This is a genomic window from Veillonella parvula (assembly GCF_047241225.1).
GTDB lineage: Bacteria > Bacillota > Negativicutes > Veillonellales > Veillonellaceae > Veillonella > Veillonella parvula_O.
On sequence record NZ_JBKTIE010000003.1, the window covers coordinates 21,660 to 46,916 of the forward strand.

At 37.0% G+C, this 25,257-nt stretch carries 24 protein-coding genes and 1 pseudogene; 22 read left to right on the forward strand and 3 right to left on the reverse strand.

Features of this window, described 5'->3' with window-relative positions:
- The first annotated feature begins 30 nt into the window (after window positions 1-30).
- On the forward strand, window positions 31-1,353 hold the full coding sequence (locus ACLRYO_RS06130; protein ID WP_413084749.1) for a pyridoxal phosphate-dependent aminotransferase: 1,323 nt from the start codon (window positions 31-33) through the stop codon (window positions 1,351-1,353).
- 84 nt (window positions 1,354-1,437) lie between these two features.
- Here ACLRYO_RS06130 and ACLRYO_RS06135 read toward each other — a convergent pair whose 3' ends face one another.
- Window positions 1,438-2,364: a transketolase C-terminal domain-containing protein gene (locus ACLRYO_RS06135; RefSeq protein ID WP_413084750.1), complete on the reverse strand. Its 927-nt coding sequence runs from the start codon at window positions 2,362-2,364 to the stop codon at window positions 1,438-1,440.
- A 47-nt stretch (window positions 2,365-2,411) separates the two neighbouring features.
- Window positions 2,412-3,212: a 1-deoxy-D-xylulose-5-phosphate synthase N-terminal domain-containing protein gene (locus ACLRYO_RS06140; protein ID WP_413084751.1), complete on the reverse strand. Its 801-nt coding sequence runs from the start codon at window positions 3,210-3,212 to the stop codon at window positions 2,412-2,414.
- 271 nt (window positions 3,213-3,483) lie between these two features.
- Between ACLRYO_RS06140 and wbaP the strand changes: the two genes are divergently transcribed.
- The 19 genes and pseudogenes from wbaP to ACLRYO_RS06235 form a co-directional block, all read left to right on the forward strand.
- Window positions 3,484-4,911 (forward strand): undecaprenyl-phosphate galactose phosphotransferase WbaP, encoded by a 1,428-nt coding sequence (wbaP, locus tag ACLRYO_RS06145; RefSeq protein WP_413084752.1) that lies wholly within the window; start codon window positions 3,484-3,486, stop codon window positions 4,909-4,911.
- 145 nt (window positions 4,912-5,056) lie between these two features.
- Window positions 5,057-6,394: an adenylyltransferase/cytidyltransferase family protein gene (locus ACLRYO_RS06150; RefSeq protein ID WP_413084753.1), complete on the forward strand. Its 1,338-nt coding sequence runs from the start codon at window positions 5,057-5,059 to the stop codon at window positions 6,392-6,394.
- A gap of 20 nt (window positions 6,395-6,414) precedes the next feature.
- Window positions 6,415-7,467, forward strand: a complete 1,053-nt coding sequence (locus tag ACLRYO_RS06155; protein ID WP_413084754.1) for a pyridoxal phosphate-dependent aminotransferase — start codon at window positions 6,415-6,417, stop codon at window positions 7,465-7,467.
- An 8-nt stretch (window positions 7,468-7,475) separates the two neighbouring features.
- A complete protein-coding gene (locus ACLRYO_RS06160) occupies window positions 7,476-8,678 on the forward strand; it encodes a CDP-glycerol glycerophosphotransferase family protein (RefSeq protein WP_413084755.1) in 1,203 nt (400 codons plus the stop codon).
- 73 nt (window positions 8,679-8,751) lie between these two features.
- Window positions 8,752-9,471, forward strand: a complete 720-nt coding sequence (locus tag ACLRYO_RS06165) for a PHP domain-containing protein (RefSeq protein WP_413084807.1) — start codon at window positions 8,752-8,754, stop codon at window positions 9,469-9,471.
- A gap of 1 nt (window position 9,472) precedes the next feature.
- Complete coding sequence (locus tag ACLRYO_RS06170; protein ID WP_413084756.1) at window positions 9,473-10,039, forward strand: phosphoribosyltransferase family protein; 567 nt, start codon at window positions 9,473-9,475, stop codon at window positions 10,037-10,039.
- Complete coding sequence (locus tag ACLRYO_RS06175) at window positions 10,036-10,890, forward strand: LicD family protein (protein WP_413084757.1); 855 nt, start codon at window positions 10,036-10,038, stop codon at window positions 10,888-10,890. The genes ACLRYO_RS06170 and ACLRYO_RS06175 overlap by 4 nt, the downstream gene beginning before the upstream one ends.
- Window positions 10,890-11,873 (forward strand): glycosyltransferase family 2 protein, encoded by a 984-nt coding sequence (locus tag ACLRYO_RS06180; RefSeq protein WP_413084758.1) that lies wholly within the window; start codon window positions 10,890-10,892, stop codon window positions 11,871-11,873. The genes ACLRYO_RS06175 and ACLRYO_RS06180 overlap by 1 nt, the downstream gene beginning before the upstream one ends.
- 39 nt (window positions 11,874-11,912) lie before the next feature.
- On the forward strand, window positions 11,913-13,265 hold the full coding sequence (locus ACLRYO_RS06185) for a GumC family protein (protein WP_413084759.1): 1,353 nt from the start codon (window positions 11,913-11,915) through the stop codon (window positions 13,263-13,265).
- 8 nt (window positions 13,266-13,273) lie between these two features.
- A complete protein-coding gene (locus ACLRYO_RS06190; protein ID WP_413084760.1) occupies window positions 13,274-14,389 on the forward strand; it encodes an EpsG family protein in 1,116 nt (371 codons plus the stop codon).
- Window positions 14,390-14,411: 22 nt separating this feature from the next.
- Window positions 14,412-15,950, forward strand: coding sequence for a lipopolysaccharide biosynthesis protein (locus ACLRYO_RS06195; RefSeq protein WP_413084761.1), 1,539 nt, complete (start codon window positions 14,412-14,414; stop codon window positions 15,948-15,950).
- A gap of 10 nt (window positions 15,951-15,960) precedes the next feature.
- On the forward strand, window positions 15,961-16,887 hold the full coding sequence (locus ACLRYO_RS06200) for a polysaccharide biosynthesis/export family protein (protein WP_413084762.1): 927 nt from the start codon (window positions 15,961-15,963) through the stop codon (window positions 16,885-16,887).
- A gap of 30 nt (window positions 16,888-16,917) precedes the next feature.
- Window positions 16,918-17,613 (forward strand): IspD/TarI family cytidylyltransferase, encoded by a 696-nt coding sequence (locus ACLRYO_RS06205; protein ID WP_413084763.1) that lies wholly within the window; start codon window positions 16,918-16,920, stop codon window positions 17,611-17,613.
- Between the two features lie 3 nt (window positions 17,614-17,616).
- On the forward strand, window positions 17,617-18,642 hold the full coding sequence (locus ACLRYO_RS06210) for a galactitol-1-phosphate 5-dehydrogenase (protein WP_413084764.1): 1,026 nt from the start codon (window positions 17,617-17,619) through the stop codon (window positions 18,640-18,642).
- Between the two features lie 18 nt (window positions 18,643-18,660).
- Window positions 18,661-19,332 carry a ribulose-phosphate 3-epimerase gene (locus tag ACLRYO_RS06215; protein WP_413084765.1) on the forward strand — a complete coding sequence of 224 codons (672 nt, stop codon included), beginning with the start codon at window positions 18,661-18,663 and terminating at the stop codon, window positions 19,330-19,332.
- Between the two features lie 157 nt (window positions 19,333-19,489).
- Complete coding sequence (locus ACLRYO_RS06220; RefSeq protein WP_413084766.1) at window positions 19,490-20,668, forward strand: AAA family ATPase; 1,179 nt, start codon at window positions 19,490-19,492, stop codon at window positions 20,666-20,668.
- Window positions 20,661-21,239, forward strand: coding sequence for an RloB family protein (locus ACLRYO_RS06225; RefSeq protein ID WP_413084767.1), 579 nt, complete (start codon window positions 20,661-20,663; stop codon window positions 21,237-21,239). The genes ACLRYO_RS06220 and ACLRYO_RS06225 overlap by 8 nt, the downstream gene beginning before the upstream one ends.
- A gap of 53 nt (window positions 21,240-21,292) precedes the next feature.
- Window positions 21,293-21,646: a hypothetical protein gene (locus ACLRYO_RS06230; protein WP_413084769.1), complete on the forward strand. Its 354-nt coding sequence runs from the start codon at window positions 21,293-21,295 to the stop codon at window positions 21,644-21,646.
- A gap of 412 nt (window positions 21,647-22,058) precedes the next feature.
- A pseudogene (locus tag ACLRYO_RS06235) lies at window positions 22,059-22,688 on the forward strand (IS256 family transposase); the annotation flags it as partial.
- Window positions 22,689-22,824: 136 nt separating this feature from the next.
- On the opposite strand, the gene ACLRYO_RS06240 reads toward ACLRYO_RS06235, so the two are convergent.
- Window positions 22,825-23,286, reverse strand: coding sequence for an ArsR/SmtB family transcription factor (locus ACLRYO_RS06240; protein WP_077707904.1), 462 nt, complete (start codon window positions 23,284-23,286; stop codon window positions 22,825-22,827).
- Between the two features lie 388 nt (window positions 23,287-23,674).
- Here ACLRYO_RS06240 and ACLRYO_RS06245 point away from each other — a divergent pair, with 388 nt between their 5' ends.
- Both ACLRYO_RS06245 and ACLRYO_RS06250 read left to right on the forward strand, forming a co-directional pair.
- Window positions 23,675-24,982: an FAD-dependent oxidoreductase gene (locus ACLRYO_RS06245; protein WP_118091139.1), complete on the forward strand. Its 1,308-nt coding sequence runs from the start codon at window positions 23,675-23,677 to the stop codon at window positions 24,980-24,982.
- On the forward strand, window positions 24,979-25,257 hold the full coding sequence (locus ACLRYO_RS06250) for a ferredoxin family protein (protein WP_004694335.1): 279 nt from the start codon (window positions 24,979-24,981) through the stop codon (window positions 25,255-25,257). The genes ACLRYO_RS06245 and ACLRYO_RS06250 overlap by 4 nt, the downstream gene beginning before the upstream one ends.

Sequence of the window (25,257 nt, forward strand, 5' to 3'; positions counted from 1 at the left end):
AAGGTTGATTTTTAGAGGAGTTGGATCGAAATGAAACAACCAGAATTATCGCCGTATATGATGGCTCGGAAGCCGTCTGGCATTCGCCTAGGACAAATTAAATTCTTGGAACGTAAGAACCCGCCTATCTTGGTGAATGGTTCTATTGGCAATGTAATGCGTCCTATGCATCCCGCCATGCAGCGTAGGTTGTTTGATTTGGGCGGTGTCAATAGCCCGTTCCATAATGGGATTGTGCCATATGTACCAACTACGGGCACTGATGAGTGTCGAGAAGCATTCCTCCACATTTTGCGCAGCCAAGGCTTTGATACAACAGGGCTTGATGTACTTGTAACAGATGGTGCATCCATGGCGATGGAAATCATCATGCTCGGCGTATGTGGTGGCGCCGGCGAAGAAGAACGTCCTCTTTTGATGTTCAATCCTTCTTATACAAACTATGATGCAGTAGGTCTTCGCATTGGTCGTAAAACGGTTACTGTAGAACGGGAACTCAATGAAAATGGTGAGTTCGAATTGCCCTCTGTAGAGACTGTTGAACAACGCATTATCGAGACAAAACCTGGGGCGTTGCTTATCATTCCTTATGATAATCCTACAGGTCAATTATTTAGCAAAGAAACGCTCATTGAATATACAAAATTGTGCGTTAAACATAATTTATGGATTATCTCTGACGAAGCGTACCGTGAATTGGCTTATGAAAAAGGGAAAGAAACATCTAGCATTTGGGCCTTAACCGATAAAGATGTGCCTGGCATCGAAGGCCGCCGTATCAGCCTTGAAACGGCTAGCAAGGTTTGGAATGCGTGCGGACTTCGCATTGGAGCTATCATTACAGATAATAAATTATGTTATGAAAAATCTGTTGCGGAATATACGGCAAACCTCAGCGCTAATACATTGGGCCAATATATCTTTGGCGCATTGAAACATGAGTCCTACGCGCAATTGCACAACTGGTATGAGCAACAACGCGACTACTATCGTCAAATGATCTTTGAACTCCACAAAGGTTTTAAAGAGGCAGAACCGGACTTTATCGTGTCTCGCCCTGAAGCGTCTATTTACTTTGTAATCGACGTGAGAAAGGTTGCAAAACCTGGCTTTGATGGCGTAGAATTTGCTTCTTGGTGTGCCGAACACGGTGCAGTAAGCCTTGATGATGGCAAGGAATATACACTTCTCATGGCACCGCTCAATGGTTTCTATAGCGGTAAAAACGGCAATGATAACCCTGGTAAAACACAATTGCGTGTGTCTTTCTGTGAAAACCCAGAGCTATTGCGATTGGCTCCTGAATTATTATCTAAATTATTCAGAGCCTATGAGGCACAACGAACTGAATAAATCGTACTGAAAATAAAAGTGCTCCATGTTTACAAGTGTTGTAAACGTAGAGCACTTTTCTGTTTAAAAGCCTGTAGTGAATGTTTAAATGCTTGCAGCGAATGTATCTGTGTTTAGAGCTGTAGTCATGATATCCTGCAGTATCTGATTAATTTCCATATGATTGTTTCGCAGTAATTCATCGGGATCATATCTGTCATAGAAGCCTTTTTGAATGCCGTAGTTCATGACGCTGATGTTCTGCCTGCCATAGTATGCGGCAATTTTCTGTCCGAAGCCGCCGTCAATGATGCCGTCCTCCAGCGTGATGATGAGAGAATGGTTTTTCCGTAATCGGTCGAGCAGAAATGTATCCAGTTCCGATATCAAAAGCGGTTTTATCACGGTCGGTGTGACAGCATGTTTTGCTTTCATCGCCTCGGCCAAGGCAAGGGCGCGCCGGTAAAAATTACCGACACCTATAATCGCAATTTCATGGCCCTCCTGGACGGTTTCCCAGTTGCGGATGGAAACATCCGTAATACTTTGTGTCCGAAGAGGCTCGTGATTCGGTGTCCCTACGGGAACCCGTATGGCGATAGGATAATCATGATGCTGCAAGCCGAACTGAATGGATGCCTGCAATTCCTCCGCTGTAGTAGGCGCAATATAGGTCAGATTCGGGATGTTGGTGAGCATAGGTATATCGCTGAATCCCAGATGCGTAACGTCCTTTGTACCGTAAATGGAGGCGCGATATACGAGAATCAAAGCATTGCTGTTGTTAATGCATACGTCGTTTATCAGCTGATCGTAAGCCCGTTGTAGGAACGTGCTGTATATCGGTAAAATCGGCTTTGCATCGGCGTGAGCGATGCCGGCCGATAAGGTCATGGCATGTTCCTCGGCGATACCCACATCGATATATTGAGCGCCCAATTTCTGACGGACCTCCGGCGTCAGGCAAAATCCGCCGGGCGTGGCCGCCGTGATGAGGCAGGCCGATTTGTTTGTTTCCAATTCGGCAATCAATTCCTTTGCGGCGATAGCTTCGTATGTATTATTATAATTTTTATTGACTACGCCTGTGGTGACGTCGAATTGTGAAAGTCTTCCGGCGCCATTTCTGCCGCTGTATAACCGAACCCTTTCGTCGTGCGGATATGTAAGATGATGGGGCGCGGATAATTTATTACTGATTTAAATTCCGCAATTAATGATAAGACTGAGTTGCCTTCTTCGATATAGTGGTAATCAAAGCCGAGAGCTTTAAACATATTATTCGTACAAGCTCCGTTCGTGTCCCGCAGTTCTTTTAAATGCTTGTACAAGCCGCCGTGGTTTTCAGCGATGGACTGGTCATTATCGTTGATGATTATGATGCAGTTGGACCGCAGCGTAGCAAGATGATTTAAGGCCTCAAAGGCCTCGCCGCCAGATAATGCACCGTCCCCGATGAGTGCGATGATGTTTTCCTTTGTTTGATTGAGGTCGCGACCGATTACGAGCCCACACGCCAGACTGAGGGCGGTGGATGCGTGCCCTAGGTGAAACAGATCGCAGTTACTTTCACGTGGATTACTGTAACCTGAAACGGTGCTGAATTTATTTTCCTGCGTGAACCCTTCGAGCCTGTCGGTCAATATTTTGTGAGCGTAACTCTGGTGGGATATATCAAATATGATCTTGTCGCCGGGGCAGTTAAATACGTAGTGAAGCGCAAGAATGATGTCTGTAGCGCCCAGTGACGGACCTACGTGACCGCCTCGAATCGACGTTCTGTGAATGATGGCTTCGCGTATTTCACGCGCTATTTCCAGTAACTCTGCTTCGGTGCATTGTTTTAAATCACCGGCTGAATGTATTTGTGAAAGCTTCATATTGTTACCTAAACTTTATTCTACTGTCTAAATGAGACTTCGATTAGTAAATGTTAGAAATTATTTGTGTTCATAGATGAAAAAAATATGAACACTGTCTATTATTATAACATGAGATGAAGTTGATGATTACAGTATGAGATAAAGACGATTATCGGTAGAGAAATCTACGAGAAAATTTCAAATGAATCATGAAAAATAAATGAAACTGTGTTATCATAAAAGATATAATTTAGTTTGCTCCTTACATTTATTAAGAGAGGAAAAATCTATGAATAAACAGTGGGTTGGTTCCCCGTTATTAGTACAGGCCTTAATGATTATTGTCGATTATATTGCTGTTATTTGTGGCATTATTTCCGCATGTAGTATCAGAACTGCATTACCGTTCTGGAATGGTACTAATAGTTTACATGTAGATTTTTTCTATGGATATGTTATTACCCCTATAGTATTTATTATTGTGCTGTTATTAAACAGTGCATATAATATGGATAAGGCTTATTGGGATAAGATTAAAATTATATTCCGCTCCATAACAATCGGTATAGTTGTATCCATCGTTCTGATGTATGCCGGGCATATTATCGACAATGTATCCCGTTTATTTGTCGGCTTATCTTATATATTTATACTGTTATATGTTATCGTTTTACGATATATATTGATTCAAATATTGATAAAGCTGAAATTATTATATATTCCCATCTTATTGGTCGGAGCGGGAAAAACAGCGGAATTAGTTGATCGGTATCATGATAGAATGCTTATTAATTACTATAAAATTATCGGCTTTGTGGACGATAATCCGAAGTCCTCATTATTAGCGCAAAAGTATCCGCGTTTGGGCGGCTTTAATGACGTGGAGGACGTCATTAAAATATATAACGTATCCACTGTATTGGTGTGTGCGCCCGGTCTTGAATCAAAAAAATTAGTGTCCTTAATTAACCGCTTACAGCTGCTTGTAAAAAGGGTTTCCTTCGTACCGGAGCTGTTCGGATTGCCGGCCAGCAATATTTCGGCTCGCGGTATGATGGAGGAACAGGCCGTCGTATTGCGTGTGCAGAACAATTTAGCTCGCAAGTCCAACCGTATTATGAAACGCATTTTTGATATCGTGGCCACCGTATGTGGCGGTATCTTGATTCTGCCGATTATCGCTGTCGTGGCGGTGTTGATTTATCTCGACTCTCCGGGACCTATCGTGTTTGGTCATAAGCGGGTCGGTCAAGGGGGCAAGGAGTTTCTTTGCTACAAATTCAGATCCATGGTTCCTAATGCGCAGGAAGCGTTGGAAATCTATCTAAAAGAACATCCGGAAGCTCGCGAAGAATGGGAACGGGACTTCAAGTTGAAGGACGATCCGCGGGTTACGAAAATCGGTAAATTTTTACGCAAGACCAGCCTCGATGAACTGCCGCAGCTGTGGAATGTCCTCATGGGCGATATGAGCCTTGTAGGACCGCGTCCTATCGTTCGAGATGAAATTGTAAAATACGGCGATTATATCAATGATTTCTATCTTGTACCACCGGGAATTACAGGTGTGTGGCAGGTGAGCGGTCGCAGTGATACCACCTATGAAGAACGGGTGTTAATGGACTCCTGGTATGTGCATAACTGGTCCGTGTGGATTGATATTGTATATTTGATAAAAACGGTATTGGCCGTTGTGAAGGGAAAAGGGGCTTACTGATATCGATTAGGTATTCCCGATAAAAATAATTTAAGAGAATAATCTTAATGATTTAGATATTAAATATTTCGGATAGAAATATATTTATGATGATTATATTGTTTTTGATTGAGAGATTAGTTTTGAGATAAGGTTGAGGGCAGTGATGAAAAAGGTAATTACGTATGGTACATATGATTTATTTCATAAGGGCCATCATAATTTGTTGAAAAATGCCAAAGCACTAGGGGACTATTTAATTGTCGGAGTGACATCCAGTGATTTTGATAAGAACCGAGGTAAGCTTAATGTTCGTGACTCTTTAATGACGAGAATCAAGAATGTTGAGGAGACCGGCTTTGCCGATGAAATTATCATAGAGGAATACTTCGGGCAAAAAATTGATGACATTAAGAAGTATGATGTTGACATTTTTACGGTCGGTTCGGACTGGAAAGGTCATTTTGATTACTTAAATGAATATTGTGATGTAGTGTATCTTGAAAGAACAAAAGGCATCTCCAGTACTGATATTAGAAATTCGGATACGATAAAAATTGGCTTGTGGAATGCAGAACAGGTGACGCAAAGATTTTTGTATGAAGCCAAATACGTAAGCGGTATTGAAGTCGCTTCATTGTATCTCAATAAACAGTCTTCGTATCTGCAAGCCATTCTTGATGCTTATGAAGAAGTTGAGGTTTATGAGAACCAACAGGATTTTTATGACTCCATAGATGCTGTATATATTGTTGAGGAACCGAAACATCAATATGATGCCATTATGCAGGCATTGGAGCATAAAAAGCATGTATTAGTTGAATTCCCGATACTTGTAACGGATAAAGAGCTTCAAAATATCATCGACTTGGCGAGACAAAATCATTGCATCTTTATGGAGGGGTTAAAAACATCCTACTGTCCGGCATTTAGTAAATTAATTGCCATCGCTAAGAGCGGGATTATAGGGAATATATTGAGCGTAGATGCCAACTTCACACAGATTCTCGGTAATAATATCGAAGAACAAATTCGTTTGGTTGATGGCGGCAGCGTGAATGCATTAGCCTCATATCCTTTCTTGGCTTTTGTTAAATTATTGGGCATTGAATATAACAATATTCAATTCTTTAGTCGCAATGATGAGAAAGATATTGATATGTTTACTAAGATTTCATTGTCTTATCCAAATGCTATAGCATCCGCTAATGTTGCAATAAATGCTAAGAGTGAAGGTCATCTGGTTGTCTCCGGCGATAAAGGCTATATATACGTTCCTGCCCCATGGTGGAAAACAGAGTATTTTGAAGTACGCTTTGAGGATATTAATATGAACCGTAAATATTTTTATAAATTTGACGGTGAAGGGTTACGTTATGAGATCTCTGAGTTCGTTCAATGTATTTTGAATCAAAAGGATTCTATATTATTGACGATAGATGAAATTAAAAGTATCACCCATTTATTGAATCAGTATAAATCTGTAAATAAGGTTATATTTTAATGTAATTGAGGAGTAATGACATGTATATTAACCCTTTGATAAAAAAATTGGAACGAAAATATCCCGATGGTGGTAGAACCGATATTTTACGATTGGATATGAATGAAAATCCGGGAGGATTGCCGTTAGAATTTGTGGAAACAATAAAAAAGCAGATTACGCCCGAATTTATTTCCACATATCCTGATAAAGTGCCATTGATTCAATCGTTGGCCAACTTTCACCAGTTATCGGTAGATAACATTGCCATAACAGATGGATCGGAAATGGCATTAAAATATATATTTGAAACCTTTGGTAAGCCTGAATCCACATTTGTCAGTGTATTCCCTACATTTGAGATGTACGGGGTATATGCCAATATGTACGGATTAATCCATAAAAAGGTTGATATCAACAGCAATTTTGATATTGATGTTGACGCATTGGTAGATTGTATTGATGGATATACAAGCATTGTCGCTTTATTGAATCCGAATAATCCTATTGGTCGTCCATTTACAGATGAAGAGTTTAAATTGATTGCTGATAAAACTAAGTCTGCAGGAGCACTCTTGATTATCGATGAAGCTTATCATTACTTTTACCAAGGTACCCAAATTGATTTATTAAAGCAGTATGACCATATCATTATATTGCGTACTTTTTCAAAATTATTCTCCATCGCTGCTTGCCGCATAGGTTATGTAGTAGCATCCCCTGATATCATTACGATGATAAATAATGCAAGACCGACCTTTGATACAAATTCCATTGCTTTATTATTTGCTAATGAAATCATTAATAATAAACAATTAATCGATACTTTGATTAATGAAGAATTGCAAGGGCGTGAATATCTTATTAAGTGGTTAGAGTCTAACAATTATCAATATGTATACGGTGGTGGTAATTATATTACCATAAAGACAAAATCTGATGCGGAAATGGTGGCATCTCGCCTGTTATCTGAAAAAGGTATCGCTATCAAGACCTCCGGATATGATATTCTCAAGGGCTATATTCGTGTTTCCACAGGTGCAATCATGTATATGCGATTATTCGCTGAAGCACTGCAAGATATAGATAAATAGGTTTGATTATGGGGTTACGAACATTAAAAAATCGATTACGTAAGAATAAAATCATATATCTGACCATTAACTTTAGTGCTTTGTGTGTACAATTAGGGGCCAGAGCGTTTTTCAGAGGCATTTCTTTTTTCATTCCTATCAAGAATAATCGTATCTTATTCAGAGCCTATGAAGGGCGCGGGTATACTTGCAGTCCTAAATATATTAGTGAATGTATCAAGTCTGATAAGGCCTATGAGATTATATGGGCTTTCAACAATCCCGAATCATATAGTTTGTTAAAGGATGACGGCATTATTATCGTTAAAAGAGGATCATTAAAGTATATTTATTATTATGTGTCGTCTAAAGTTATTGTGTTTAATGATTTGCTTGAATCGTTCTTGCCGACCGGAAAAGGTCAGGTATATATCAATACTTGGCATGGCGGAGGCGCTTATAAAAAATGGGGCATGCTGCTAAATTGGAACTGGATGGGGCGATTACGATATTATTTGACTCACAAATTTACGTATTTCCTATCCTCTTGCAGACTATACACGCAGTATGCTTCGCAGGCCTTTTCCGTTGATGAAAGCCGATTTATCGATTCAGGTTTACCGAGAAATGATATGTTTTTTATGGATGAATTTTCGTTGCAGACGAAGCGGTTGAACATTCTTTCAAAATTAAACTTGGATCCTGCTTTTAAATATGTACTGTACGCGCCTACATATCGTGAATTTCAGGGTAATAGCACTTACAATATTGATTTTTCTATGTTGAAAGCGGCCTTGGAGAAACGCTTTGGCGGGGAATGGATGATTTTGTTCAGAGGTCATTACTATCTGGATCCGGATAATATTTTGCCGGACTATGTGATGGATGTGTCCGAACATGATGATATGCAGGAAATTTTATTGGTATCCGATGTTTTGATTACAGATTATTCTAGCTCTATTTGGGATTTTTCACTGTTGAAACGACCTTGTTTTTTATATACGCCGGATAAGCCCGAATACGAGGCGGTAACTAATTTTTGTACGCCTTTAGAAGAATGGCCTTATACTTTTTCCTTAACAAATCAAGAATTGATGCAACATATACTTGATTATGATGAGCAGCAACATTTGGATTGTGTATACTCTCATCAATTGAAGCTGGGTATATATGAAACCGGATCCGCAACAAATCGTGTAGTAGAGATAATATCTGACATCATCACTAGGTAAAAGAGAATAAATCGAGTGGCAGAAGTAATATCCGATAGCATTAATGAGTAAAAGAGGATTAATTATGGTAAAGATGGTATGTCATGTTCATACTAAGTATTCATATGACAGTACATTGCCTTTCTGGTTGCTATACATGCGATGTGTGATGAACGGGATCACACATATTACGATAACAGAACATAATACTATTGAAGGTGCGATAGCATTCAAACGATATTGTGAAAGAAAGGGCGAGAAGGTTCAGGTTATAGTCGGAGAAGAGATTATGACTACAGCCGGTGAGATTATCGGATTATTTTTGAAGAAAAACATTAGTGGCGGTTTGTCTCCGGAAGACACTATTTCCGAAATAAAGAAGCAAGGCGGTATCGTTTATGTTCCTCATCCATATGATGAAAAACGATATAAAACAGTTTTAAAAGAAAACTATATTGAAGTATTGGCACCGTTAATTGATTGTATAGAAGTGCATAATGGTCGTAATATCAGTCCATTGTATGATATGAAGCAAAATGAAATTGCGGAAAAATATAATTTGCGTAAGGTAATAGGCGGAGATATACATACGTTTATTGAAATCGGAAAAGATTATATCGTTTCGGATATAATCCCGGATACACCTGATGCATTTATAAAATCGATAGATTCAGGACGTTTTGTCTGTGCCCCATGCATACCACTTGCGCATAAATTAACAGTTGTTGACCGTATTATATCATTTATACAACGAGGGGATTTTTATGGATTGTATCGAATTGTCGTTAAGCGACTTAAGAGAAAAAAGTTATGAATTGGCAGAGGTAGTCAAGTCGTCATATCAACCTGATATGATTCTTTTTATAGCCAAAGGCGGTTATTTGATTGGGCGGTATATCGGCGAACGAATCGGAGCGCCCATTGTTCCTGTATATGCGGAGCGGCAAGCAAGCGGATTAAAGAAATTGGTCTCTCCGCTGTTAAAGATTTTGCCTCAATTCGTCAAATTATTTCTCAGAAAAATGGAAGTTAAATCCGGTGTTCATAATACTATAAAAGAGCGACAAGTATCATTTCCGGGTTGTAATGGCGAAGCAGGTCTATATGAAAATAAGAGGCTTTTAATTGTAGATGACTCAGTAGATACGGGAGGCTCTATTGTCTCTGTTATTAATGAGTTGAATAAAATGGATGTTTCGTTTTCAGATGTTAGAGTAGCGACATTAAATGTATTTGATGAAGCAAAAGAGAGATTACCGGAATATTATAATTTGTTTTCCAATACGATTATGATTACGCCTATGTCTAATGACTCAAAGGAACATAGTCAGTTTATTAAGATGTACAATATGTATCTCGTAGAGAATAGGATCACATCATGAAAGAATTAACAATAGATGAGTTAAAGACCGTTGAATTAAATATACTTAAGGATGTAGCGAAATTCTGCGATGATCATAATATACAATATTTTTTGTGCGGAGGCACATTATTAGGTGCTATACGCCATGGAGGCTTTATTCCTTGGGATGACGATATTGATATCGCGATGCCTCGCGAGGATTATAAGCGTTTTTTCCGACTGTATAATGAGTCTGAAAAGCGATACAGAGCGGATTCCTTAGAAAATAACTCCAATTGGCATATGTCTTTTGGTCGTGTAGGCGATACCGAAACGGTATTATATGAACATACCTTAAAGGATAAATATAAACAATATCATGCTTTTATAGATATTTTCCCTGTAGATGGAATTCCGTCGAACCATATTAAGCATAAACTTTTATTACTCGTACAGAAGACCTTGGGAATTGTTGGTAATGCATCAGCCTTTGCATACACGCCAAGTAAACATTTCTGTGACTCAAAAGAAGACAATATTGCTCTAAAGAATAAAATTCGAACTTATATAAAGTATGCGTTAATAACCTTGTGCAGCGGATTAAATACACAAAAAGTTCTTTCACTTGTCAATACGATGGCAGAAAGATATTCAATACCTGCCTCTGAAGTCGTCGGATTAACAGTGTATGTATGGAATTGGGATTTTGAAACGTTACAGAAAACATCTATAGATTCGTATGTTAAATTGCCGTTTGAGGATACTGAATTTAATGGTCCCGTAGGGTATGAAGAGTATTTAGAAAATACCTTTGGTGATTATATGACCCCGCCACCGGAAGATCGACGTGTGAGTCATCATAATTTTAATGTGTACTGGGATGATAAATAATGAATAACATGGAAAAACCGCTCGTTAGTATTATCGTTCCGGTTTATAATACCGAGTTTTATTTAGAACGTTGTATTCAGTCTTTATTGCAGCAGACCTATAAGAATATTGAAATACTTTTAATTGATGATGGCAGTACTGATGGTTCGTCAAAATTATGTGACTATTTTGCAGAGCAGTATTCTCATATTCATGTGGTTCATAAGGAAAATAGCGGCGTTAGCGCCGCTCGAAATAAGGGCTTGGATATTGCACGCGGGGAGTTTATATTATTTATAGATAGTGATGATACAGTTTCCTCAGACTATGTTGATTCATTTATAAATGTAAGTCTTGATGCGGATCTTATCATTGGTGTCATAAACGATGTATATATTGACGAAGAGGGTTCTGTATATAAACAAGAGGTGCGAAAATATTCGACAAATTTATATGGAACTTTGCGGGAAGAATATTATAGTCTTTTAGAATTATTGCGCGTTCCGGTTATTAAATTGTATAGGAAAAAGATTATCGATACATATCAGTTGAGATTTGATGAAACATTATCCGTCGCAGAGGATCAAGCATTTAACTTTTCTTATTATCGTAATATTACATCGTATTTAGTTGAGCCTAAATGCATATATACGTATTATCATCATAAAGGCAGCAATTCATTGGCGTCATCAATAAACGAGAAAACCTTTGAAGATGAAGTATTTAAACTGGATTTAGAATATATTTTTCTTAAGGATTATAATGTTACGAATTATAATACCGTCTATATACATCAGCTGTTAGGCGTAATGAATAAGTATATAAATTTGCAGGATAATCATAGTATTCAATCCAGTTATACGCGGATTAAACGATTGACAAAGTTAAATCCGTTAGTAATAGAGGCACATTTAAATCTTAAGAAGAAGATAATCTTATATTTATTACAATATAAAATGTATTGGTTTGTTACGATATATTATCGGTTTAAAAGTATATGTTAAGATATACTGTGATTAATTTATTTATCAGAAAGGATTAGTATGGGACCTCAAGTTATTTCTTATCAGGCAATAAAAGAAATTATTCAAGAAAATAAGCGGATTTTGCTCTATTTGATGGTAGGGATGTTAATTATATTTCTTTTATTAGCGTTTTTACTTCCTAAAAAATATACGTCTAGCGTAATGATCCAAGTAAAACCGCAAAATAGTGCATTAAGTGCATTGTCCGCTAATGCGGGCTTACTGGCATTAGTAGGTATTTCTACAGGAGGATCTGTATTAGACTACATGTCATTATTAAAAAGTGACAGAGTTATTAATCCTGTAATTAAGAAACTAGATAATGAAGATGCAGAGGATGAGCGATTCAATGCTGAGGATTTTGTAAAGAAATATATGCAAATCGATAATCCGAGAGGAACCTCTATTTTATCCTTTACAATCACTGCTGATTCCCCTGAGAATGCACAGCGAATCGCACAAGATGTGGTCGATTCCTTGCAAGAGTCCATCGCAGGTGTCAGCTCCACGCAGGACTCTACACTTATTAAAATTCTTGGTAAAAAGAATGAAGATGCTAAGCATAAAATGGATCAAGATGTAGCCGCACTTGAAAAGTATAAACAAGAGAACGGTGTTTTTTCTCCTAGTGAACAAGAAAAAATGCTCTTGGAACAAGCCTCGGGCTACGAAAAAGCAAAATCTGATGAGACGGTTAAGTTGAATACTAATTCAGCAATTTTAAGTTCCATAGAATCTCAGATTGATACGCAAAATAAAAATCTTATAGATTCTCAGATGGCGGATAATCCTGAAATTCAATCGATACGAAAAGAATTGTTTAATGCTAATGAACAGTTGGCTAAATTACAATTTAAATTTACTGATGATTATCCGGAAGTTGTTAAGGTAAAAGAAAATATCAGTTATTTAGAAAAACAATTGGCGAAAACGGTAGCACAATCTATTTCCTCTGAAAACGTTACAATTAGTCCTGTACAAATGGATTTATTACAGAAGCGTGTTGTTGTTAAGAATAATGTAGAAGCAGCGAATGCAGCGCTTACAAAACTTGATGAGTTAAGTAAACAAAATCTTGAAAAGTCTAATCAATTCTCGCAAAAATCCGTTAAATTTCTAGAGCTACAACGTAATGCGAAAGTCTCTACAGATACTTATAATCTCTTAACTAAGAGCCTTGAAGAATTAAAAATTAAAGAAAACCTTGAGGCTATGGATATCCGTGTTCTTAATACACCAACATATCCGGTTAAACATTCCTGGCCACGCAAACTATACGTTATGCTTGTAGGCGGACTATTATATTTAGTAATTGCAGGTGGGTTTATTTACGTTCAATATACTAGACGTATGAGTGCAATGAAAGAATAGGTGGTCCTATGGTATTTTGGATTGGCCTTGCGATTTTTACATTGGTAGCCGTTATTGCTGAGCGGCTGGTACCGATTCAATATAAAAAAATCATTCCTTTAATTGTTCTTGTTGTACTGACCTTTTTAGGGATGTTTAGATATGAAATCGGCACGGACTATGACTGGTATATTGTCCTATTTAATCAAGTAACCCTTAACGATGAATATCCAGAGCCATCATTCTTGCTTATTGTTGAGGCCCTTCGCTATTTTCATATGTCATATCAGGCGATGTTTATCGTCTATGAATTATTGATTATGACATTTCTGTGGAAAGCCATTCGACGATATACCAAAGATACAGAGATTCAAATATTAATCTTAGCGATTTTTCTATGCTTACAATATTTCTTCTCTCTTAATGGTATACGCCAAGGGTTCAGTATGGTTCTGATATTTTGGGGCTACCAATATTGTTTGGAGCGAAAATTGCTGAAATATCTGCTGGTTGTATCTGTTGCAGTGTTATTTCACTATAGTGCCATTGTGGCGTTAGTACTGTATTGGATCCCTAAGAAAATATACTCCTGGAGTATCTATGTAGCTGCATTTGCACTTACATTTATCGTATTTAAGTTGAATATAGTACTGTCCGTTTTATCCGTTTTATTAGGGGTATTGAGTGTAGACGGCCGATATCTAAATTATGTTTCGGACGTAGATTCTGTCAGTATGACAGGATTATATATGATATATCAATTTATACTGTTTTCCATATCTCGTTTAGCCATCTTAAAGTTAAAGCCGGAATATAAAGGATTAATCAACATATGGTTTATCGGATTGTTAGGGCATTTTCTATTTTCCTTCTCATTGCCGATTACGAGATTAACGAAATATTTTGATTATTTTATTATTTTGATTATGCCGTATACTATACAATATTTAAACTCTATTCTTCAACTTCAGATCAAGGATAAGATTTATAACTTTAAATGGGGCTACATAGTATTGTTATTTTTTGTAGCTATGTTCTTACGCGGCATATCCAGTATTCCACACGATTACTTTACAAGTTGGCGAAACCCATATCCATCGAGTATGAATATAGAATATGATTTTAATTTTAAAATTTTCGAGTAGTTGTAGATAGGAGATTAAATATATGTCTCGAAGTTCTTCTACACAGCGAAAAGTAGGTACCTTATTATCTTATGCATTGCTGCTAGGGAATACGGTTATTAATTTAGCTTACGTTCCTATACTTCTGTCTTTCATCGGCGTTGCGGAGTTTGGTCTTTACAGGTTATTGGGGTCTGTTATTGCTTACTTTAATGTATTGGATTTCGGACTCTCTGCGACGATTACTCGTTTTTTAGTGAAATATAAAACACTGAAAGATCAGGTTAAAATAGATAAACTATTAACCATGTCGCTGCTGTTGTATGTGGGAATCGGTGTTATTTTGAGCCTTTGCGGACTCATTGTGTATTACTGCATTCCTTATATATTTAAGGACAGCTTAGCGCCTGAGATGATTGATAGTGCAAAGAAGATATTTCTCTTACTATTGTTAAATCTTTTAATGCTGTTTGCGTCGAAAGTCTTTGATGCGGTTATCATATCCGAAGAGCGGTTTATCTTTCATCGGTTAATCAGTTTGATACAGATTTTATTACAGCCCTTTGCTATTGTGGGTGTGCTAATCTTTTATCCTACAGCGTTAAGTGTAGTATTGGTACAAACTGTATTTAATTTGTTGCTGGTTCTCGTAAAGGTTATATATTGTAGGCGTGTATTGCAGGTTCGCTTTGTCTATCATGGCTGGGATTCAGAGATTCTCCTAGCTATGCGAAACCTTTCACTCAGTTTATTTGTAGTATCTGTAGTCGACCAAGTGTTCTGGCAAAGTAATCAGTTGCTGATCGGTATAAAAATCGGGGCGGAATCCGTTGCCATATATGCTATTGCAAGCCAGATTTATATTAACTATATGAATATTTCGCTAGCCGTATCCAGTACATTGTTGCCTAAGATTACGGCTATGGTGACGAATCGATGTAGTGATGAAGAATTCCAGCATTTATTTTTGAAAGTCGGTAGATTACAATTTTATTTATTGTCGCTGATTTTGAGCGGATTTATATTGTTCGGACATAGTTTTCTTCATTACTGGGTCGGTGATGGATTTGATTTAGTATATTGGATTACGCTGATTATTATCGTTCCTTTCACTATTGATCTCATTCAAAATGTGGGGCTTTCGATTATGCAGGCTCGTAATGTGTATCATGTGAGGGCCGTTATATACGTATTTGTCGGGATTCTTAATGTCGTATTGGCGTACTATTGGATTGATATGTATGGAATAGCGGGGGGGGCTGTTGCCACAGGTCTTTCCATGCTTTTAGGTAATGGTATTATTATGAATGTGTATTATCATCGGTATATGAACTTAAACATTGTTCATTTTTGGAAGCAAATTGCGCGCCTATCTGTAGTTATGATACTGTTAACAGTTCTAGGCCTGTATGTGATTCCTCATATCGATTTAAACAGTTCTATTTACATTTTTGTAATTAGCATGCTGTTATATTCTTTCATTTATTTTGGTGTTCAATGGATTAGTAATTTTAATTCTTATGAGAAAAATCTTTTTTATTCATTCTTTTTGAAAGTAGGATTAATAAAGAAGAGTTGCTAAGGAGATAAGCATGAGAAAACGTAAGTTGTTGATAGCTCTTGTAGGCGCATGTTTAGCATGTAATGTGGCTATGGCGGCTACTAATACAGATATGAATAACGGCAGTGGTAGCGGTGCCGGAGAATATATGGGACAGGTGTCTGTTCCATATATGCCGAATGTACAGGATGTTTCTGTTGTCGATAGTGGTGTAAAGGGTAGAGAAGTTGTCACTTTTAAAACAAATGCCGTTAAACATCCGACTAAAGAGCAGAAATTGAAGATGGTCTTGGAAAACGGTGAGTATATCGACCCGAAAGATAGTGTGTTCTCCATAGCACGTCCTGATATCGGAGAATATCGTCTGTCGAAGTATGACAAGATTAATTTACATGTTCTAGGTTACACTAGCAGTGAGTTAGGGTTTACTGACTCGACTACTGACAATACTAGTAATTCCGGTGTTACCTTAATGATTGGTCCGGATGGACGTATTAATACACCGTATACAGGGGTTGTAAAGCTTTCAGGATTAACATTGCAAGAAGCATCGGCGTTATTAAGCGAAAAATTCTCGCATTATATTCATAAACCGGATGTGACCGTCAATGTATCGGAATACGGTGGTCGACAGGTTTATGTAATGGGTGAAGTACCAAAACCTGGTATTTACAAATTGGGAGCCGATTACATGAATGTATTTGCGGCGATTTCAAGTGCACAAGGAACGGCGAGAAAGGCTAGACCTCGCCATATTCAGGTCGTTCGTGTCATTGATGATACCGTATATGTACGTGAAGTTGATTTGGAAAGCTTCATAAAGAAACAGGATATTAAACAAAATATTGCATTGCAGGATGGAGATATGATTTATGTTCCTAAATCGCATCGTCTCATTCCGAGCGATATTGCTCCGTTTGCATCCTTTGCATATATGATTCATAATGCAACTGATTGATAGATTATCTAAATATAAGGGGACGTGTACATGAATATTGCATTGATTATTGCTGGGGGCGTAGGTAATCGGTTCGGTGCAGACATTCCTAAACAGTTTGTAGAGGTTGAACATAAGCCAATCATGGCTTACACATTAGAAACATTTGAGCAAACCATGGAAATAGATTCGATTGTTGTGGTTTGTGTTGCCAGCTGGGAAAGCTATATAGAACGATTAAAAAATAAATTTGGCTTTAACAAAGTAGTATCGATTATAACGGGAGGCAACTCCCGCTTTGAGTCTATTAAAAAGGGACTTGATGAGGCCAATAAATTCACCGAGGCGGATGATGATATCATAATCATTCATGATGCAGTGCGCCCTTGTGTTACATCGGATCAAATTAACAGCAGTATTTTAGTGGCGCGTGAGCAAGGGGCTGCTTTAGCATTGGCACCTTGCTTTGATACCATGTTTGTCAGTGAAGACGGCAATATAATTGACGGTGTGTATCCAAGAGAAAAATTGTTCCGTGGACAAACGCCGGAATCAATCTGTATATCCTTAGCGAATGAAGTATATAATATCGCTATTGATGAAGGATATTGCATTGATTCTCCAACCCAGTTATTGTTGCATTATAACAAACCGGTAGGAAAATCTCTGGGATCTTCTAACAATTTAAAGATCACAACCCAAGAAGATATTATGTTATTTAAAACGATTTTGACTGATAGGAGATAAGTTATGAAAGCATTAGTCTTACATGCTGTAGGTGATTTGAGATATGATGATGTTCAATTACCTAAGCGTGAAAGCGATGAAGTGACTGTATCGATTAAAGCGGCCGGTATTTGTGGCAGTGATGTACCGCGTGTATTTAGTAAAGGAACATATCATTTTCCTACCGTTCCAGGCCATGAATTTTCTGGTATTATCGCTGATGCAGATAATCAACATATGATTGGAAAAAAGGTTGTTGTTTTTCCTTTGGTTCCATGCGGAATTTGTGAATTTTGCAAAGTTGGTAAATATGAATTATGCACTAATTATGATTATTATGGCTCTCGTCGTGACGGGGGATTTTCCGAACAACTAAATGTCAAAATCAGCAATCTGGTTTTTCTTCCGGATGATATGGATTTATCATTAGCGGCTTTGGCTGAACCGGCATCAGTTGCTTTGCATGCTATCAGACAGTGTGGTGTTCAAGGACTGAAGTCAATCGCTATATGGGGATTAGGGCCGATTGGATTGCTTTGTGCTATGTGGGCGAAGGCTTTTGGGGCACGTGTTATCGGGATTGCTCGAGATGATAAGAAAATTCAGTTTGCCCACGAGTTGGGCTTTTATGAGATTATTAATAGTGAGCATGAAGATGTTGTAGAATCTATCAAAGCTATGACGGATGGTACCGGCGTTGATTATTGTATTGAAGGTACGGGTGCATCGAAACCTCTTGGACAGGCTTTGATGGCTTGTAAGGCGGAAGGTGTCGTATTAACGATGGGAAATCCGCAAGGTGATATAGAACTTTCACAACAAGAATATTGGGCTATATTGCGCAAACAGCTACAGTTGCGAGGTACGTGGAATAGTAGCCACAATGATTATATAGACGATTGGAAAAGTGCTATTCAGGGGTTATATGATAATACAATTCAGGGAGTGCCGTTAATAACACATCGATATCAGTTTAGTGATTATCAAGTGGCGTTTGAAAAGATGCGACAAAGAACTGAGCATGTATGTAAGGTTATGTTTATTAATTAATAGAATTGGGAGAAGAATATGTTACCCGCAAAATTATCTGCATCGCTGATGTGTGCTAACTTGCTAGATATAGAAAAAGATATACGTGAATTAGAGCAGGCCGGAATTGAATATTTACATATGGATATTATGGACGGTGAATTCGTTCCTAATTTAATGTTAAATAACCTATTCTTAAAAGCTGTTCGTTCTATAACTAAGCTACCGTTTGATATTCATTTGATGATTACTAATCCAGAACGTAAACTAGATTGGTTTGATATTAGACCGGGCGATATCGTATCTATTCATTATGAATCCACATCTAATGTGTTGGGAAGTTTACAGTTAATAGAGGGAAAAGGGGCGTTGCCCTCTGTCGCATTAAGTCCCGCAACATCTATCGAGTCAATTCACTACGTTTTGGATAATATAAAAATGGTTAATATCATGGCTGTTAATCCTGGGTTTGCAGGTCGTAAAATGGTACCTATGACATTGCAGAAAATTCAAGACACTCGTAATATGTTAGATTCTTTAGGATATGGACATATTATGTTGGAGGTTGATGGCAACGTATCCTTGGAAAATGCATCTCATATGAGACATGCTGGTGCAGATGTATTCGTGGGCGGATCTTCAGGTCTCTTTTTATCAGACAAAAGCATACAGGTAAGCGCGAGAAAGTTGAAAGATGTAATTAATTGTTGAGGTAGTTAGGGAGTTACAGTTAAAGTGCTTCTAACATATTGAATTGATGGTAAAGCTTGTACGTTTGGTTTAATCAGTATTATTTGATGTAATTGTATTTTTATTATGTTATAATGGCACTACACTAAATATAGAATATATTAAATAGGAGATAGTTATGCTATTAGATTTTACCTTTGAGAATGTAAGATCCTTTAAAAATAGGGCTACTTTTTCAATGGATGTGGGAGATAGTATTTCTCGACTACAAAGAAAAAATACTCATCGACAGAAAGATACACATATATTAAAATCTGCTTATATTTTAGGTGGCAATGCTGCGGGTAAGTCTAATTTGCTTTATGCATTAGTAATGTTACGTGAAGTGGTTTTATTAGGTACTGCATCAGATTTAACACCTTTATTTACAGATACATATGCTTCTAATAAGGAGAACACTAAGTTTTGTATTCGCTTTTATAAAAATAATAAACTCTTTAAATATTCCATTGTTTATAATGCGGAATTTATAAGTGAAGAATCATTATATGTTAATGAACACATCGTGTTCAATCGGGAAAAATTAGAATTTACTGTTCCTCCTATATTAGAAATGTTAAAAAATTCAGTACGTAATAATCAGCCGCTTTTATATTTTGCACAAAATAATAATGTCTTAGAGGCGAAAGAAGCTTATGAGTGGTTTAGTCAAGATCTTGTGGCTCCCCGCTTATTAGGAAACTCAATATTGGATCAGCAGATTTTTAAGCCGTTATTAAGTAATAGTGAATTAAAAGAGAATACATTATTTTTCCTTAAAGCTGCTGACTTTAATATTACTGATATTAATGTATCTGAAATTATATATGATGAAAATACTGAATTTAAGAGGAAGCAGTTACAGGTAGATTTTGTTCATTTAGGTGAGGATGGAAATAAATTTATATTGAATTGGTCTGCTGAAAGTACTGGTACAAAAATTTTTATAATGCTTGCTATGTATATTTTGCAGTATAATTATAAAAATACTGTCTTTATAATTGATGAGTTTGATCGTTCCTTGCATCCTAAACTTGTTGAGGTATTAATAAGATTATTTAACGAATGGAATACAAAGAATCAATTTATTTTAACAACTCATAATAATGAGATTATAAATAATTCTTTGCGTAGCGATCAGATTTGGTTTGTTGATAAAAACTATCAAGGTGTATCAGATTTATATAGTGCATTTGATTTTGACTCTATACCTACAATGAATCAGTTAAAAAAGAATTATCAAAATGGGTTATATGGAGGTAATCAAATTATTAATGAGGATATGTTACTTGATATTTTGAGGAATCGACATGAGTAGGGTATCAGCAGGGCGAAGACAAAAGGTTAAACGGCTTATTGTTGTTGATGGTGAAACGGAGAAAATTTATTTAAATATCATAAAACAAAAAATTCGAGGGGCTTCAATAGATATAAAGAAGATTAATCCATGTGGAGCAGAGGCTATTACTGAAGGATTAACTAGTGGAAACGCTTATGGAATAGCTAGAAATATTCAATATGAACACTTTTATATATCTATTGATAAGGACGATTTAACAGTAGAACAATTTAATAAAATTTGTGATGATGAAAGAAATAATAATAATGTGACTTTAATATTTACTAATGAGGCTTTTGAAGTTTGGCTATTAGCACATATTCAGTTAATGAATTCTAGTATTATAAGTAGGACGAGATTAAATCATATGCTTGGAGCATTTTTAAACGAGGAATATGATAAAACGAATTCTAAACAAATTATGAAGATTATTGAATGTGCTAATGATTGTATTAATACACCAAAACAAAACACTTCAAGTATTAATACTATTTCATTTTCTGCACAATGTACTAACTTTGGAGTCTTACTGGATTTGTTACAAATATAATTTTAATGCTTGACGTATATAAGTTAAGGGGTACTGTGTGGAGGAGAAATGTAATGGAGGCTTTACGATATGAGTGTTTTATTAGAAATAGTTGGGAGAAATATTTACAGCGTAAAGTAAATAAAGGTGAAGATCCTGCCGGGTTAGGTTGTGCGGATACTTATAATTTATCATCTGAAGATTCATTATATGAAGTAATTAGTGCTTGTGCTTATACAATGCAAATGTATAAAAAATATATTATGAGATATAAAGCTGATAGTCTTAATGAGAATGAAGCTGATTATAGTCGGATGAATAATATAATACATAAGGTGATTAAAGGAGAAAATAAGGCACAAGTTTCTCTACATATTAGTGAATTTAATGAAATTATCAAAAAGTATAATATAGAATTATTAGAATAGGATATAGATACTTTGTATGCTAAATATAATTGTATTCTGTTTTTAGCAATAAAATACTACTAACTAAATATTATATGAGTAATATTAAAGAAGACTTGCAGACTAAATGCTTTAATATTTAACAAAGAGTCATCTTTTAGTAATACGAGTTATAGGATAGATTGTGTTATTTTTAATGCCGATGCAGCTAGTAAATAACTAGCTGCATCGGCATTTTATCTTTTTGAGTAAACTATAAAGGACAAACAAAACGTGTTGTAAAAAACTGGAAGCCCTTTCATTTACAAGGCTGAATAGGGTTTTATCTTTCTAGAAAGATGTTATTTTTAGAAGGAGTATTTTTATGAAACAAGTTAAATATTTTAATTGTGGTTTGAATTGTAGAAAACACGGTAGAACTAATGTGGGTTCCCAAAGGTGTATTTTCCATGCATTTCAACAAGTTAAGCGCTATACAACGACACGGCCCAAAAGTATTGCTGGAGATGAATTATATGGATTAGCAAAAGCATTATTAGTCATAAAAACACAGGATCAAGCCACATTTTGGGTTCAAAATGTAATGTCTTGGAAAATACGGCATAAAGTATTTTTAGCTGGAACAACAATAGATGAATATGGGACAATACGACTCAAGCATGAACGTCTAATAAAGGCAGAAAATTCTTTGGTTAAATTAATCAATAAAAATCTATTATTTACCTATTTAGACGAATCCTTAGAATTTGAATGTCCAGCTACAAATAATCGAATTGAAGGCGGAGTTAACGCACAATTACGCACTATGTTACGTAATCACCGTGGGATGTCCATTGAAAGACGAATAAAAGCGGTGTTCTGGTGGTGCTATGTGTACTCACCGAACCCGCTTTCATTTAAAGAAATACTTAAGGTTATGCCGACCAATAAAAGTATCTCTGACATATATAATACCATGATACTACAATCTAGGTTAGAAAGTTCAATTCCAACATGGGGTGATGCCATTGTTTGGAGTGATTTACATAATTATGATCAATCTTTTTTCAATTCATGGGATTAAATTCGCAACACGTTTTGTCCTATAACCCGTTATATAGATACCATGTATGGTATAGTATTACGTAAAAAAGAGCTATAATATTCAAAATTATAGCTCTTTTCGTTTTTCCCTAGATATGGTAAGTAGGGAAGGGCTTTTATTTACTTTCTTCATCATGATGCGGTCCCTTAGTACGTATTTCGACTGCCAGTTGCTCGCTAGGTATGGAGCTTTCTTCAGTTGCTGGATATGAAGTGTCTTCTAAGATAACCGTTTCTAATAATTTGTCAATTTCATCAGACTGGATGGATACTTCTTTGTTGTACCATTCGCCAAATTCGTGAATAACCTCTTCGTTGCGACGGAAATAGGTATATTGGTCGATTTTACGCGATTCTACAAGTTCAGCATTTTCTAAAATGCTCATAAATGTAGAAATAGAAGATTGAGATACACCGCAGCGCTTTTGGATGCTCTTAACGCTCACACTATGTGGAAAATCGATAAGAGTGTTAGAGTGTACTTGTACACCGAATTCTTTCTCTGGGTGTTTTAGCCACAATATAATATCTAACCGATGCGGATTTGATAATGCTTTCAAGATTTTTAACGGGTCCATAGGGCCTCCTCTTAATTAAAAAATAACGAGTTCCCAACCTTGACCGTGGACTTGCATTATGCGGTCGTATTATACGCGTCTTGCTCCGTATAGGGTTTTTGCTACTTTTATCATACGCTACTTTCACCGTGAAAGCTAGACTTACTTATAAATTTCACGAATTGATGAATTTTATTGCACTTATTTAGAACGGAAAGTATACATTAGTATTAATATATAATGAGTATATATACAACCTGTAGAGACTTTTATAATATATTTCTGAAAAATATAGAATATATTCATCTTTCTGTGATAATTTTTAAAGGTATTTTGGTTCTAAATAGAGAAATATATATACTATATGAACTTATGTAAGTCTAAGCTTTCATTTAAAGGAGCTGAGTATATGGCAATTGATCGCAATGAAACATTTGATGTTATCGTTGTTGGCGCAGGGCCAGCAGGTTCTGCGGCGGCATTACGCCTTGCGGAGCAGAGGGTAAAAGTTTTACTCATCGAACGCGGTACCGCACCAGGCGCTAAAAACATGATGGGGGGACGCATTTATACACATTCTTTGGAACGTCTTGTTCCGGACTTTAGAGACCGTGCGCCGTTGGAACGAAAGGTGACAAAAGAGCGTATTTCTATTGGTACAGGCAATGAAATGACCACTATCGAGTATAGTTACCAAGATGGTGAACCTAATGAAGAATCCTACGTAGTATTGCGTGCTAAATTTGATAAATGGTTAGCAGAAGAGGCGGAGAAAAAAGGGGCTCTCCTCGTGTCTAATGTACAGGTAACTGAGCTTATTACCGAAGGTGAAGGAAAACGTCGCCGTGTAATAGGGGTTCGCTGTCACGATGACGAAGTATATGCAAAACTAGTTATCATCGCAGAAGGTTCTAATACATTATTATTGGAAGAAGCTGGTCTTACAGGTCCTACAGATCCAAAAACAATGGCTGTAGGGGTGAAAGAAGTATATAAACTCAAAAAAGAGGATCTTGAAAATCGTCTCATGCTATCTGGCGATGAGGGGATGGCGTGGCTTACTTTGGGCGATATGACCGATGGCTTATTGGGCGGTGGCTTTATTTATACGAATAAAGACAGCCTTTCCGTAGGTATGGTTGTAGGCCTTGAAGATATCGGTAAAGCAAATAAATCGGTAGATGAAATGCTACTAGCTTTCACAAGCCATCCAAGAATTGCACCATTATTGAAAAATGGTCAATTGAAGGAGCATAGTGCGCATCTCGTGCCAGAAGGCGGCTTTAAAGCTCTGCCTACATTGGGCGGTAATGGGTATGTTATCGTTGGTGATGCGGCGCGTATGTGTATGAACTTGGGGTATACCATTCGTGGGATGGACCTTGCCATCGAATCTGGCATGTGTGCAGCCGATGCGGTTAACGTAGCATTGCGCGATGAAAACATGGAGCGCGTTGCTAAATTGTATGAACGTCAAATCAAGAATTCTTGGTTATATAAGGACATGAAGCTTTATAAAAATATGCCTGCCTTCCTCGCATCAAATCCTCGCATATTCAAAGAGTATCCAGCTCTTGTGAATCATGTGATGCGCGATGTATTCACTGTAAATGGTGATGGTGCAGTACCAATGATGAAAAAATTGATGGGTAGTGTAAGTGACGTTGGTTTAGTTACCTTGATTCGTGATGCTTGGAAAGGGGTGCGTTCCCTATGAAACTAGAAGAGCGCTTGGGCGCCAATAAATACTATGTAGATGAAACGTCTCCTCATATTATTGTGGATGGCGCTGGCTTTAGCTTGGAAGAGAAAATGAAACTCGTAAACGGCTGTCCTGCCGGTCTATATACATTACAAGAAAATGGTGATTTAGCCTTTGATTTCGCTGGGTGTCTTGAGTGCGGCACCTGCCGTGTTCTTTGTGGCGAAACAATCGTAAAAACTTGGAAATATCCGCGTAACGCTAAGGGCGTAGAATTTAGACAGGGGTGA

Bases quoted from the DNA above. Each gene is read 5' to 3' on its own strand.
- ACLRYO_RS06130 (WP_413084749.1), top strand. From the start codon at position 31: ATGAAACAACCAGAATTATCGCCGTATATGATGGCTCGGAAGCCGTCT.
- ACLRYO_RS06140 (WP_413084751.1), bottom strand. From the start codon at position 3,212: ATGAAGCTTTCACAAATACATTCAGCCGGTGATTTAAAACAATGCACC.
- wbaP (WP_413084752.1), top strand. From the start codon at position 3,484: ATGAATAAACAGTGGGTTGGTTCCCCGTTATTAGTACAGGCCTTAATG.
- ACLRYO_RS06150 (WP_413084753.1), top strand. From the start codon at position 5,057: ATGAAAAAGGTAATTACGTATGGTACATATGATTTATTTCATAAGGGC.
- ACLRYO_RS06155 (WP_413084754.1), top strand. From the start codon at position 6,415: ATGTATATTAACCCTTTGATAAAAAAATTGGAACGAAAATATCCCGAT.
- ACLRYO_RS06160 (WP_413084755.1), top strand. From the start codon at position 7,476: ATGGGGTTACGAACATTAAAAAATCGATTACGTAAGAATAAAATCATA.
- ACLRYO_RS06165 (WP_413084807.1), top strand. From the start codon at position 8,752: ATGGTATGTCATGTTCATACTAAGTATTCATATGACAGTACATTGCCT.
- ACLRYO_RS06175 (WP_413084757.1), top strand. From the start codon at position 10,036: ATGAAAGAATTAACAATAGATGAGTTAAAGACCGTTGAATTAAATATA.
- ACLRYO_RS06180 (WP_413084758.1), top strand. From the start codon at position 10,890: ATGAATAACATGGAAAAACCGCTCGTTAGTATTATCGTTCCGGTTTAT.
- ACLRYO_RS06185 (WP_413084759.1), top strand. From the start codon at position 11,913: ATGGGACCTCAAGTTATTTCTTATCAGGCAATAAAAGAAATTATTCAA.
- ACLRYO_RS06190 (WP_413084760.1), top strand. From the start codon at position 13,274: ATGGTATTTTGGATTGGCCTTGCGATTTTTACATTGGTAGCCGTTATT.
- ACLRYO_RS06195 (WP_413084761.1), top strand. From the start codon at position 14,412: ATGTCTCGAAGTTCTTCTACACAGCGAAAAGTAGGTACCTTATTATCT.
- ACLRYO_RS06200 (WP_413084762.1), top strand. From the start codon at position 15,961: ATGAGAAAACGTAAGTTGTTGATAGCTCTTGTAGGCGCATGTTTAGCA.
- ACLRYO_RS06205 (WP_413084763.1), top strand. From the start codon at position 16,918: ATGAATATTGCATTGATTATTGCTGGGGGCGTAGGTAATCGGTTCGGT.
- ACLRYO_RS06210 (WP_413084764.1), top strand. From the start codon at position 17,617: ATGAAAGCATTAGTCTTACATGCTGTAGGTGATTTGAGATATGATGAT.
- ACLRYO_RS06215 (WP_413084765.1), top strand. From the start codon at position 18,661: ATGTTACCCGCAAAATTATCTGCATCGCTGATGTGTGCTAACTTGCTA.
- ACLRYO_RS06220 (WP_413084766.1), top strand. From the start codon at position 19,490: ATGCTATTAGATTTTACCTTTGAGAATGTAAGATCCTTTAAAAATAGG.
- ACLRYO_RS06225 (WP_413084767.1), top strand. From the start codon at position 20,661: ATGAGTAGGGTATCAGCAGGGCGAAGACAAAAGGTTAAACGGCTTATT.
- ACLRYO_RS06230 (WP_413084769.1), top strand. From the start codon at position 21,293: ATGGAGGCTTTACGATATGAGTGTTTTATTAGAAATAGTTGGGAGAAA.
- ACLRYO_RS06240 (WP_077707904.1), bottom strand. From the start codon at position 23,286: ATGGACCCGTTAAAAATCTTGAAAGCATTATCAAATCCGCATCGGTTA.
- ACLRYO_RS06245 (WP_118091139.1), top strand. From the start codon at position 23,675: ATGGCAATTGATCGCAATGAAACATTTGATGTTATCGTTGTTGGCGCA.
- ACLRYO_RS06250 (WP_004694335.1), top strand. From the start codon at position 24,979: ATGAAACTAGAAGAGCGCTTGGGCGCCAATAAATACTATGTAGATGAA.